The following is an 11,901-nucleotide window of genomic DNA, read 5'->3' on the forward strand; positions in this document are numbered from 1 at the left end:
GTTGGATCCCCCCGTTTCAGCCGCGCGCCCGGCGCGCCATCTCGTGCAGCACCGCGGAGGTGGGCACGGGCGCCTGCCGGACACCGGTCAGTTCCTGCTTGAGATAGGTGGTGTCCGAGGCGAACTCGGACGCGGCCCCCTGCGGCCGGAACCCGTGCCGCACCGCGAGCTTCCGCAACTGCGGGTCGGTGGACAGGAGTTCGGCGAGCGCCTTGCCGTTCTCGGTCAGCGGTACGACGGTGTGGTCGCTGTTGACCGTGGTGTCCGGGTACAGCGTCACGAGATCAGCAACGTCGTCGGGCTTCTGCCCGCCCGTCAGCAGCGAGGCGACCTGGGACTCGTACACCCAGACCAGCGGATTGCCGGCCCCGCTGACGAAGTCCCGGAACACGGCGTCCGAGCTGGACTGCTGGGCACCCTGGACGCTGACGAGCTTCTTCAACAGCGGCTCGGTACGGTCGAGTTCGGCCTTGTCCGCGACCACCTTGCCGCCGTTCGCCACGTAGGAGGCGGCGGCGAGGTAGAGGGCGCCGGAGTTGGAGGACTCGGGATCGGTGCTGGAGATGAACAGCGTCCCGCCCAACTCCCCGTACTTACCGGCCCCCTTGAGCTGCTGCCAGGTGCGATCGTGCTCGGCGGCGTCCACATAGGCGCTCATCTTCAGGACGCCGCGGTGCTCGGTGTCGAGCGTGGCGAGGCCGTTCGCCGCGAGCACCTGGGCGGCGCTGCGGTGGGCCACCACGACGAGCGGCGAGTAGAAGGGCCGCGGGAGGGTGCCGTGCACCTTGTAGCGGGAGGCCAGTTCGACGGCCGGGGCCTGGCTGGAAGGGAACGCGAGGTCGTACCCCTTGAGGTCGAGCCCCTCCATGGCCCAGGACCCGGAGGTCTCGGCCTTCACGGTGTAGCCCTTGGCGGCGAGGGCCTTCACCACAGCCGGATCCGAGAAGTACTCGGCCTTCTCCGACCCGATCACCATACGCACGGTCTTCGTTGCCGTGCCCTTGTCGTCCGTTTCCCGGCCCGCGAAGACGGCGGCCACCACGCCACCCATCAACAGAACCGCGAGGACGATCCCTGCGATACGTCTCACGCCGAGGAGCGTGCTCACGGAACCCCATGTTCCAGGGTTCCCTCGGTGAACGGACGATGAAGCAACGGTCCCGGAACCCAACGGAACCAGCCACGCCCCTAAGGGGCGCGGGGAACTGCGCGATCAACCACAACGGACCCGCACCCGCACCACGACACGCACCCCTACGGCGACTGGGCGCCGCGGCTCAAGCCAACGCAGTGTGCGGCTCCAGCGCCGCCGCGTGTACGTCCATCTGCTCCGCGGCGAGGATCGCCGCCGCCGTGTCCGCCCGGGACGCCGCCACCACCAGGGCGCGGCCGGCCAGGGCGTGGGCCCGCTCGTGCAGGGCCAGGGGGTCGTCGTCGGCCGGCACCACGGACATGCGGACCGGCGTCGTACCACCCCGGAGGCGGGACACCTGCTCGGCGAGCCGCTCGGCCGCGGTGTCCAGTTCCGCTGCCGGGGCCAGCGCCCGCAGCTCGTCGGTCACCGCGAGCAGCGCCGCGAGATGCCCCGCGAGCTGGATGTCCAGCTCCTCCTCGCGCGACCGGTGGGGGAAGTCGGAGGTGGTGCCGGCCATCGTGCTGTGGACCGACTTGGTGCGGATCGGTTCGTACATGGGATGGCCTCCTGAGCTATCAGGAAACCATCCTAGCTTAGATTCCGTCTAAAGTTGAGCAAACCAAAAAGATCTACGGCTGGCTGTATCCGTCCAGGAAGTTCCCGATCCGGGTGACCGCGTCCCGCAGATCCCCGACCGTCGGCAGGGTCACGACGCGGAAGTGGTCGGGCTCGGGCCAGTTGAACCCCGTCCCCTGCACCACCATGATCTTCTCGCGGCGCAGCAGGTCCAGGACCATCCGCCGGTCGTCCCTGATCTTGAACACCTTGGGGTCGAGCCGCGGGAAGAGATACAGCGCGCCCTTGGGCTTCACGCAGGTCACGCCCGGGATCTGGGTGAGCAGCTCGTACGCGACGTCCCGCTGCTCCTTCAGCCGCCCGCCCGGCAGCACCAGGTCGTTGATGGTCTGCCGCCCGCTCAGCGCGGCGACCACCCCGTGCTGCCCCGGCATGTTCGCGCACAGCCGCATGTTGGCGAGGACGGTGAGCCCCTCGATGTACGAGTCGGCGTGTGCCCGCGGCCCGGAGATCGACATCCACCCCACCCGGTAACCGGCCACCCGGTACGCCTTCGACATGCCGTTGAAGGTGAGGGTGAGCAGGTCCGGGGCGACGGCGGCGGTGGGCGTGTGCGTGGCGCCGTCGTAAAGGATCTTGTCGTAGATCTCGTCGGAGCACACGAGCAGGTTGTGCCGCCGCGCGATGTCGGTGAGCCCCTTGATCATCGCCTCTTCGTAGACGGCCCCCGTCGGGTTGTTGGGGTTGATGATGACGATGGCCTTGGTGCGGTCGGTGACCTTGCGCTCGACGTCGGCGAGGTCGGGCATCCAGTCGGACTGCTCGTCGCAGCGGTAGTGCACGGCGGTGCCGCCGGAGAGGGAGACGGCGGCGGTCCACAGCGGATAGTCGGGGGAGGGTACGAGGACCTCGTCCCCGTCGTCGAGCAGCCCCTGCATGGCCATGACGATCAGCTCGGAGACGCCGTTGCCGACGAAGACGTGCTCGACGTCCGTCTCGATGCCGAGGGTCTGGTTGTGCATGACGACCGCGCGGCGGGCCGCGAGCAGTCCCTTCGCGTCGCCGTACCCGTGGGCGCTCGACACGTTGCGGAGGATGTCCTCCAGGATCTCGGGCGGGCACTCGAAGCCGAACGCCGCCGGGTTGCCGGTGTTCAGCTTGAGGATCCGATGCCCGGCCGCCTCGAGCCGCATCGCCTCCTCGAGCACCGGGCCCCGGATCTCGTAACAGACGTTGGCGAGCTTCGTCGACTGGATCACCTGCATGTCTGGGAGCTTACGGCCCGGTAACGCTTCCCGGACCGTGTTTTCCACCACGCGAGACGCGGCGGTTTGACCTGTTATCGCCGGTAGCTGTCCCACCCGCCCCGCCCGTCCCTACAATGCGCGGCCATGCCGAGACGAGCTGACCACGAAAACGGGACGTACGACGCGAATGCGACGCTGGGTGCGGCGGGCTCGTATGGCATGCCCGGCGCGGGCGCGGAGGGCGGCGACCGTCAAGGTCCGCCGAACGTGTACCACCCGCGAGTGGAGGCGGCTCCCTCCTACGACGCGTACGCGGATCCGGCGGCGGCGCACGGGTGGGCGGACAACGCGTACGACGCGACGGCGGAGCTGCCGGCGGTGGTCGACGGGGGCGGCGAAGGGGCGCGTGAATCGGCGGGTGCCGCGGGTGAGGTGCCTACGGCTCTGGGCGGACGCCCCGTCGCCGGCGGTCGGGGCCGGCGCCGACGTGCCGTCCGGCGGTCGCGGCGGCCGCTGGCGGTCGCCGGCGCGGTGGGTGCGGTGTCGCTGGCCGCGGTGATCGCCGGGCTGTCGCTGTCCGGATCGTCTTCGCCGGACGGGGCGGAGGGCAAGGAGGGTCGGCCGGGACCGTCGGCCACGGCGTCCGATTCCGCGGCGCCCGGAGAGGCGGCGGGTGTGTCGGCGGACCCCTCGGGCGGGGCCCCGGGGGAGAACTCGTCGGACACCGGCGCATCTTCGGATACGACGTCCACGACGCCCGGCGCCGCGTCGAGCCCGTCCGTGCTCCGGGATGCCGCGAGCGCGTCGGCCACGACGGCAACCACCGCCCCGACCGCGAGCCCGTCCGCGTCGGACGGTTCAGGTGGGCACCCCGGCCGGGGACAGGGCCGCACCAAGCGACCCAAGTGAGCCGCGCGGGCTAGGCGCTCCGCGGGAAGTGCGGCGGCGGGCCGTCGAGCGTCTGCGGCATCGTCGTGGCTGGTCGCGCAGTTCCCCGCGCCCCTTTGGGGCGCTGCCGAACCGGTAGCGGACTTCACTCGGTCCGCTTAGAGCCCGCAGGCGGAGCCCTCGCCGCCCCAGATCCCGACCCCGCCCCAACCCGCGGCCGGAAACAACTCCTTGCTCAACCACCCCCCTCCCCTCACAATGCACATGTCAAAAAAGTGGGCGGCCGGAAGATCTCCGGTCGCTCAACTCGCAAGAGGGGACCCCCACATGAAGAAGCCTCTCGGCGCCGTCGTCACCGCCCTGGTACTCGCCGGGGCCGGCGCGGCACCAGCGGTCGCGGCGCCCGTGCAGGACACCGCGGCCGCACCGACGATCCAGGCCGTCAACTTCGCCGGCACCGTCTCGCTCAGCAACTGCTCCGGCTCGGTCATCCGCTTCCCCAACTCCGCCGACACCGACCCGGCGCTGGTCCTGACCAACGGCCACTGCCTGGAGACCGGCTTCCCGGAGCCCGGCGAGGTCATCACCGGCCAGTCCTCCAGCCGTACCTTCGGCCTGCTCAACGCCTCCGCCACCCGGGTCGCCACGCTCCGGGCCAACCAGGTCGTCTACTCGACCATGACCGACACGGACGTCACCATCTACCGGCTGACGACCACGTACTCCGCCATCAAGAGCTCCTACGGCATCAGCCCGCTCACCGTGCAGGACACCCACCCGACCGCCGGCACCGCGATCACGGTCGTGTCCGGCTACTGGAAGCGGACCTACGCCTGCAACATCGACGGCTTCGTCTACCGCCTCAAGGAGGGCGACTGGACCTGGAAGGACTCGGTCCGCTACACCTCCGCCTGCCAGACCATCGGCGGCACCTCGGGCTCGCCCGTGATCGACAACGCCACCGGCAAGGTCGTCGCCGTCAACAACACCGGCAACGAGGACGGCGAGCGCTGCACCGAGAACAACCCCTGCGAGGTCGACGAGAGCGGCAACGTCACCGTCCGCCAGGGAATCAACTACGCCGAGGAGACGTACAACATCCCGGCCTGCTTCACCACCGGCAACGCACTGAACCTCAGCGCGAGCGGTTGCACCCTGCCCAAGCCGTAACTCAGGGGCGGCCGGCGCTCCGTCGCACGGGACTGCGACGGACCGCCCTGCCCGCCAGCACGTCCGTCCTGCGCCCGTCCTCGATCACGAAACGGCCGTCGATCAGGACGTGCGGGATGCCCGTCGGGAGTGTGCGCGGGTTCTCGTACGTCGCTCCGGCCGCCACCGTCGCCGGGTCGAACAGGACCAGGTCGGCCCGGTAACCCTCGCGGACCAGACCCCGGTCGGGAAGACGCAGGCGCGCCGCCGGGCGGGAGGTGAGGTGCGCGACGCACTCCTCCAGGGACAGGACGCCCAACTCGCGCACGTAATGGCCGAGATACTGCGGGAACGTGCCGTACGCGCGCGGATGCGGCTTCGTGCCCTGCAGGATGCCGTCCGAGCCGCCGGTGTGGACCCGGTGCCGCATGATCTGCCGCACGTTCTCCTCGTGGCCCACGTGCTGGAGGATCGTCGAGCCCAGCCGGTCGTCAAGGAGCAGCCGCCGGGCGGTCGTCCAGGGGGCCTCGCCGCGCGCGTCCGCCGACTGCCGGACCGTACGGCCGACGAAGTCCGCGAGCTCGGGCCGGGTCACCCCGGAGATCTCGATCGTGTCCCAGTCGATGGGCACCCCGTGGCAGCCGTCCGCGCCGACCACCTCCATGTGGTGCCGGATCCGCTCGGCCGTCTCCTCGTCCGCGAGCCGCCGGAGGATCGCCTCCGGCCCGCCCTCGCTCGCCCAACTCGGCAGCATCGCCACGAGAGTTGTGCAGCCGGGCGTGTAGGGGTAGGTGTCGAGGCTGATGTCGGCACCCTCCGCCAGCGCCTTGTCCAGCAGCGACAGCAGCTCCGGCGCCCGGCCCTCGTTCACGCCGAAGTTCATGGTGGCGTGGGCCAGATGCAGGGAGCAGCCCGCCTCCCGGGTGAGGGCCACCATCTCGTCGTACGCCTCCAGCGCGCCGGCGCCGTACGAGCGGTGGTGGGGGCAGTAGTAGCCGTCGTACGAGGCCACCACCCGGCACAGCTCGGTGAGTTCGGCGTCCTTCGCGTACATGCCGGGCGTGTACGTCAGCCCGGACGACATGCCGACCGCGCCCTGCTGCATGCCCTCCGCGACCAACTGCCGCATACGGTCCAGCTCTTCGGGCGTCGCCTCCCGGTCCTCCCACCCCACGGCCAGCATCCGGACCGTGCCCTGGGGGATGAGATAGGCCGCGTTGACGGCGATGCCCCGGTCCAGCCGGTCCAGGTACTCGCCCACCGAACGCCAGTCGAAGTCGATGTCGTCCCCGTAGCCGTTCCACCCGGTGATCGCGCGGCGGACCTCGGCGAGCGTGCGGTCGTCGACGGGGGCGTACGACAGCCCGTCCTGGCCCAGGACTTCGAGGGTGACCCCCTGCGCGGCCTTCGCGCTGTGGTCGGGGTCGCGGAGCAGCGCGAGGTCGCTGTGCGCGTGCATGTCGATGAAGCCGGGGGAGAGGACCAGGCCCTCCGCGTCCAACTCGCGCCGCGCCTCGGGGCGTTGACACCCGGCCGCCGCGGCCTCCTGCACGATCGAGACGATCCGGCCGCCGTCGACGACCACGTCCGCGCGGTACGACGGCTCCCCGCTGCCGTCCACCACGTCCGCGTCCCGGATGACGAGTTCTTCCACGGCCTGCCTCCTAAAAGAAGGTACGGATGTAGTCGACGACCGTGCCGTCCGCCTCGACCAGCGGGATCAGCGGCCACTTGTCGAAGGACGTGCACGGGTGCGACAGCCCCATGCCCAGCCAGTCCCCGACCTCCAGGTCCGCCTCCCCGGTCGTGCGCAGCCAGGCGTGCTGGTCGGACAGGCCGGTCACCGACACCCCCGTCGCCGGCCGCTCGACGCCGTCCCGGTGCACCACCTGGGCGAACGGGAGGTCGAGGTCGTACGCCGCGTCCCGCTTGCCCGCGTTGGCGAAGGCCTGCTCGGCGGAGGGGCGGGAGACGACCTGCGCCCAGAGGCGGAACGCCGGCTCCAGCGCGCCCTCCTCGGGGACGCGGTTGAAGGGCGTGACCTTCCGGTAGTGGCCGTCGTCGTGCGAGACGTAGGCGCCGGAGCGCAGCAACTTCAGTACGGGCGCGGACAGTTCGGGAATCTCCGCGAACACGTCGGCCACCGCGTCGAACCAGGCGCTGCCGCCCGCGCTGACCACGATCTCCTCCAGCCCCGCGAACCGCCCCGCCTTGTCGAAGTCGACGGCGAGACCGACGAGTCGACGCAGCCACGCGTGCACGCGCTCCGGGTCGGCCTGCGGGACCTCGCCCTCGTAACCGGCGACGCCCGCGAGCCGCAGGCTGCGGGTGCCGGCCACGGCATCGGCGACCGCCGCGCACTCCGCCTCCGTACGGACGCCGGTACGGGCCCCCTCACCGGCGCCGAGCTCGACGACGACGTCGAGGGGGCGGGCGGCCCCTTGCAGCGCCGTGTCCATCAGCTCGACCCCGCGCACGGAGTCGACGTAACAGATGAAGCGGAAGCCGGGGTCGGCGTCGAGTTCGCGGGAGATCCAGCGCAGGGCCGCCGGGTCGACGAGTTCGTTGGCGAGGAAGACGCGCTGGACGCCGAACGCCCGGGCCACGCGCACCTGGTGCGGGACGGCGAGGGTGATGCCCCAGGCGCCGCGTTCGATCTGCCGGTGGAAGAGCTGCGGCGCCATGGTCGTCTTGCCGTGCGGGGCGAAGGCGAGACCGTGCCGGGTCGCGTACGTCTCCATCAGCGCGAGGTTGTGCTCCAGGCGCCCGGCGGACAGCGCGAGCACGGGCGTGGCGAAGCCGCCGGTGAAGAGGTTGCGGCGCTGGGCGGCCAGCTCGGCGACGGTGTGGCCGTCGGCGTCCGGGGGGAGGCCCTTGAAGCGGTGGTCGACGCGTTCGGCGGCAAGGCGGGCGAGAGCCTCGGCGGGGCTGTCGGCTGACATGGAGCCTCCCTGATCTGGACTGTTGCATTCTCTGCAACATCCATTGCGTATGTCGCTTACTGCTGTCTAACATCTCGGCCAACGCGGGGTCAACGGAGCCGCCACCTCGCACCGCACCCGGGAGCTACGACGATCGTGACCACCGACGGACAGCGCAATGCCCCCGACGGCGTGGACGTCGTCGCGCTCGGCGAGTCCATGGTCACGTTCCTGCCGACCAGGCCGGGGCGCCTCGCCGACGTTCCGTCGTTCGAGCGCGGGATCGGCGGCGCGGAGTCCAATGTGGCCTGCGTGCTCGCGGCGGCCGGGCACTCCGTGCGCTGGGTCAGCCGGGTCGGGGCCGACGGGTTCGGCGACCACCTCGTCGAGACCATCGGCTCCTACGGCGTCGACGTCACCGCCGTCCGCCGCGACCCGGCACGCCCGACCGGCATCTACTTCCGCACGGCCGGCGACCGGGCCACCGACGCGCACGAGGTCGCCTACTACCGGGCCGGATCCGCCGCCTCCGCGATGGCCGTGGGCAACACCGACCTCGACGCCGTGCGCGCGGGGCGGGTGCTGCACCTGTCCGGGATCACTGCGGCACTGTCCGAGAGCTGCCTGCGGCTGATGCGCGAGCTGACCGCGCTGCGCGCCGGCCGGCCGCTGGTCTCCTTCGACGTCAACCACCGGCCCGGCCTGTGGCTGGACGGCGACGGCCCGCAGGCGCTGCTGGAACTGGCCCGCCGCGCCGACCTCGTGTTCGTCGGGGAGGACGAGGCCGAGGAGGTCTGGGGCCTGCACGGCGCCCACGCCGTCCGTGCCGCCTTCCCCGACCCCGAGACCCTCGTCGTCAAGCAGGGCGGGCGAGGCGCCACCGTCTTCGCCAAGGGCGACGTCACCTTCGTCCCCGCGCCGCGGGTCGACGTCGTCGCCGCCGTCGGTGCGGGGGACGCCTTCGCCGCCGGCTTCCTCTCCGCCACCCTCCGCGGACTGCCCATGAAGGCCCGTGTGAGGCACGGACACCTCACCGCTGCCGCCGCGCTCACCGTCCCCGGCGACCTCGCCCCGCCCCCCGCCCGCGCACACGCCGACCGCCTCGCCGCCCTCGACGACGACACGTGGGAGACACTTCGACTCGGCCCCGGCTGGACGCAAGCCGAGCAGGCCCCGGAGGAGGTACGTACCCCATGAGCCAGACCGTCGACCGCGCGCTGAGCATCCTGCCGCTGCTCGCCGAGGGCCCCGCCGACCTCGGCCAGGTCGCCGCCCGCCTCGGCGTGCACAAGTCCACGGCCCTCCGCCTCCTGCGCACCCTGCACGAACACGGCATGGTCTACCGCCAGTCCGACCAGCGCTACCGCCTCGGCGCCCGCCTCATCGCCCTCGCCCAGGAGGCGATGGAGAACCTCGACATCCGCGAGATCGCCCACCCCCACCTCGTACGCCTCAACGAGCAGTGCGGACACACCGTCCACCTCGCGGTATACGAGGAGGACGAGGTGCTCTACATCGACAAGGTGGAGAGCCGCTACCCGGTACGGATGTACTCGCGGATCGGCAAGCCCGTCGCCATCACCGTCGCGGCGGTGGCGAAGCTGCTCCTCGCCGACCTCCCGGCGGGCGAGCGGCGGACGCTCGCCGACAAGCTCGACTACCCCATGTACACATCCCGTTCGACCCCCAACGCCCCTGCTTTCCTGCGGGAGTTGGACAAGGTGCGCGAACAGGGCTGGGCCACCGACCTCGGCGGCCACGAGGAGTCCATCAACTGCGTCGCCGCCCCCATCCGCGGCGCCGACGGCCGGGTGGTCGCCGCCATGTCGGTCTCCGCGCCCAACGTCGTCGTCACCGCCGACGAACTCCTCACCCTGCTCCCGCTGGTGCGCCGCACGGCCGACGCGATCAGCGGGGAGTACTCCGGCAAGACCCCCGTCAAGGAAGTCACCTCATGACCGAGAAGATCGCCCTCACCCCGAAGACCCACACCACTCCGCCCGCGAAGTTCTCGCACGGCGTGAAGAAGGGGAACGTCCTCCAGGTCGCCGGCCAGGTCGGCTTCCTCCCCGCCGAGGAGGGCAGGCCGCCCACGCCGGCCGGCCCGACCCTGCGCGAGCAGACCCTGCAGACCCTCGCCAACGTCAAGGCGATCCTGGAGGAGGGCGGCGCGAGCTGGGACGACGTGATGATGATCCGCGTCTACCTGACCGACGTCGACCACTTCGCCGAGATGAACGGCATCTACAACACCTACTTCGAGGAGCAGGGCCTCACCGCGCCCCCGGCCGCCCGCACGACGGTGTACGTCGGCCTCCCCGCCGGCCTCCTCATCGAGATCGACGCGCTGGCCGTACTCGGCTGACGCCCCCTCAACTCCCGCACGCCGTAACCGGCATGGCCGCTGCATGGGCCATGCCGCGGTCCCCCCTGCCCGAAAGCTCCATGTACTTACCCAGAGGACCCCCAATTGTCCTATCCGCTCGCCGCAACAGCCCCCGCCGTCACGACCCCACCCCACACCGGCGGACTGCTCCTCCTGGTCGACGGTACGGCCGGTCTCCTGACCGTCGCCGCCATCGGCATCGCGCTCCTCCTCTTCCTGATCATCAAGGTCAGACTCCAGCCGTTCGTGGCACTGCTCGCCGTGTCCATAGCCGTCGGCCTGATGGCCGGCCTCTCGGTGACCGAACTCTTCGGCACGGTCCAGCGGTCGGACGCCGTGTCCACCATCGAGACCGGCATGGGCGGTATCCTCGGCCATGTCGCGATCATCATCGGCCTGGGCACGATGCTGGGCGCGATCCTCGAAGTCAGCGGCGGCGCGGAGGTGTTGGCGTCCCGTTTGCTGAACCTGTTCGGCGAGAAGCGAGCGCCGCTGGCCATGGGTCTCACGGGCCTGATCTTCGGCATCCCGGTCTTCTTCGACGTCGGCATCTTCGTGCTCGCGCCGATCGTGTACGCGGCGGCGAAGCGGGGCGGCAAGTCGATCCTCCTGTACTGCCTGCCCCTGCTCGCGGGTCTGTCCATGACCCACGCGTTCCTGCCGCCGCACCCGGGCCCGGTGGCCGCGGCCGGCCTGCTCCACGTGGACCTCGGCTGGGTCATCCTGATGGGCATCGTCTGCGGCATCCCGGCGGTGCTCGCGGCCTGGGCCTACTCGGCGTGGGTCGGCAACCGCATCTTCGTCGCCGTACCGCAGGACATGGTGGAGGCGGCGGCGGAGGCCAAGCTGGCGGTCATCAACGAGCAGCGTGAGTCGGGAGTGGAGCCGCGCGAGCAGCCGGTCCCGCTGGCGACGGTCCTCGGCATCATCGGCACCCCGCTGGTCCTCATCCTCGCCGCGACCTTCTCCTCCATCGCGCTGGACCCGTCCACGGGCCGCTCCGTGATCGAGTTCTTCGGCCACCCCTTCGTGGCCCTGACGATCGCGCTGCTCCTGGCGTACTACCTGCTCGGCATCCGCCGCGGCTGGTCCCGCAAGTCGCTGGAGACGGTGTCGACGGCGTCCCTGAAGCCGGTCGGCAACATCCTGCTGGTGGTCGGTGCGGGCGGCATCTTCGGCGCGATCCTGAAGGCGAGCGGCGTGGCCCAGGCCCTCTCCGACACCTTCCACGACGTGGGCCTCCCGGTGATCGTCCTCTCCTACCTGATCTCGGTGGTCCTCCGGGTCGCCCAGGGCTCGGCCACGGTCGCGATCGTCACGACGGCCGGCATCGTCGCCCCCCTCCTCACGGAGGGCCACCACTCCCAGGCCTTCGTGGCCTTGGTCATCATGGCCATCTCGGCAGGCTCGATCTTCGCGTCCCATGTGAACGACGGGGGTTTCTGGATGGTGGCGAAGTACTTCGGCATCAGCGAACGCGACACCCTGAAGACGTGGACCGTGCTGGAGACGGTGCTGTCGGTGGTGGGGTTCGTGGTGGCTGGTTTGCTCAGTGTGTTCGTGTAAGGCGCGTGTAGGCGTCTGATAACGAAGTAGGGG

Annotated in this window: 11 protein-coding genes; 6 read left to right on the forward strand and 5 right to left on the reverse strand. The window is 70.8% G+C overall.

Annotation, left to right across the window (positions count from 1 at the left end):
- Positions 1-16 precede the first annotated feature (16 nt).
- The 3 genes from ABZ848_RS36940 to ABZ848_RS36950 all read right to left on the reverse strand — a co-directional run bounded on the left by ABZ848_RS36940 (position 17) and on the right by ABZ848_RS36950 (position 2,976).
- On the reverse strand, positions 17-1,090 hold the full coding sequence (locus tag ABZ848_RS36940) for a hypothetical protein (protein WP_360839056.1): 1,074 nt from the start codon (positions 1,088-1,090) through the stop codon (positions 17-19).
- A gap of 187 nt (positions 1,091-1,277) precedes the next feature.
- Positions 1,278-1,691: a hypothetical protein gene (locus ABZ848_RS36945; RefSeq protein WP_360839058.1), complete on the reverse strand. Its 414-nt coding sequence runs from the start codon at positions 1,689-1,691 to the stop codon at positions 1,278-1,280.
- Positions 1,692-1,764: 73 nt separating this feature from the next.
- The gene (locus ABZ848_RS36950) at positions 1,765-2,976 is read right to left on the reverse strand and encodes a pyridoxal phosphate-dependent aminotransferase (protein WP_360839059.1); all 1,212 of its coding nucleotides are present in this window, start codon (positions 2,974-2,976) and stop codon (positions 1,765-1,767) included.
- A gap of 126 nt (positions 2,977-3,102) precedes the next feature.
- Between ABZ848_RS36950 and ABZ848_RS36955 the strand changes: the two genes are divergently transcribed.
- Both ABZ848_RS36955 and ABZ848_RS36960 read left to right on the forward strand, forming a co-directional pair.
- On the forward strand, positions 3,103-3,867 hold the full coding sequence (locus tag ABZ848_RS36955; RefSeq protein WP_360839061.1) for a hypothetical protein: 765 nt from the start codon (positions 3,103-3,105) through the stop codon (positions 3,865-3,867).
- 306 nt (positions 3,868-4,173) lie between these two features.
- Positions 4,174-5,016, forward strand: a complete 843-nt coding sequence (locus tag ABZ848_RS36960; RefSeq protein ID WP_360839063.1) for a serine protease — start codon at positions 4,174-4,176, stop codon at positions 5,014-5,016.
- Position 5,017: 1 nt separating this feature from the next.
- Here ABZ848_RS36960 and ABZ848_RS36965 read toward each other — a convergent pair whose 3' ends face one another.
- Together ABZ848_RS36965 and ABZ848_RS36970 are read right to left on the reverse strand one after the other, a co-directional pair.
- Positions 5,018-6,649 carry a D-aminoacylase gene (locus ABZ848_RS36965; RefSeq protein WP_360839064.1) on the reverse strand — a complete coding sequence of 544 codons (1,632 nt, stop codon included), beginning with the start codon at positions 6,647-6,649 and terminating at the stop codon, positions 5,018-5,020.
- A 10-nt stretch (positions 6,650-6,659) separates the two neighbouring features.
- Entirely contained in the window at positions 6,660-7,937 is a 1,278-nt protein-coding gene (locus tag ABZ848_RS36970) for an amino acid deaminase (protein WP_360839066.1), read from the reverse strand.
- Positions 7,938-8,072: 135 nt separating this feature from the next.
- Between ABZ848_RS36970 and ABZ848_RS36975 the strand changes: the two genes are divergently transcribed.
- The 4 genes from ABZ848_RS36975 to ABZ848_RS36990 all read left to right on the forward strand — a co-directional run bounded on the left by ABZ848_RS36975 (position 8,073) and on the right by ABZ848_RS36990 (position 11,868).
- On the forward strand, positions 8,073-9,113 hold the full coding sequence (locus ABZ848_RS36975; RefSeq protein ID WP_360839067.1) for a sugar kinase: 1,041 nt from the start codon (positions 8,073-8,075) through the stop codon (positions 9,111-9,113).
- Positions 9,110-9,874 (forward strand): IclR family transcriptional regulator, encoded by a 765-nt coding sequence (locus tag ABZ848_RS36980; RefSeq protein ID WP_360839068.1) that lies wholly within the window; start codon positions 9,110-9,112, stop codon positions 9,872-9,874. The genes ABZ848_RS36975 and ABZ848_RS36980 overlap by 4 nt, the downstream gene beginning before the upstream one ends.
- Complete coding sequence (locus tag ABZ848_RS36985; RefSeq protein WP_360839070.1) at positions 9,871-10,281, forward strand: RidA family protein; 411 nt, start codon at positions 9,871-9,873, stop codon at positions 10,279-10,281. The genes ABZ848_RS36980 and ABZ848_RS36985 overlap by 4 nt, the downstream gene beginning before the upstream one ends.
- Positions 10,282-10,386: 105 nt before the next feature.
- Positions 10,387-11,868, forward strand: a complete 1,482-nt coding sequence (locus tag ABZ848_RS36990; protein ID WP_360839072.1) for a gluconate:H+ symporter — start codon at positions 10,387-10,389, stop codon at positions 11,866-11,868.
- The last annotated feature ends 33 nt before the right edge of the window (positions 11,869-11,901 follow it).

It is taken from the genome of Streptomyces sp. NPDC047081, from assembly GCF_040643775.1.
Taxonomy (GTDB): domain Bacteria; phylum Actinomycetota; class Actinomycetes; order Streptomycetales; family Streptomycetaceae; genus Streptomyces.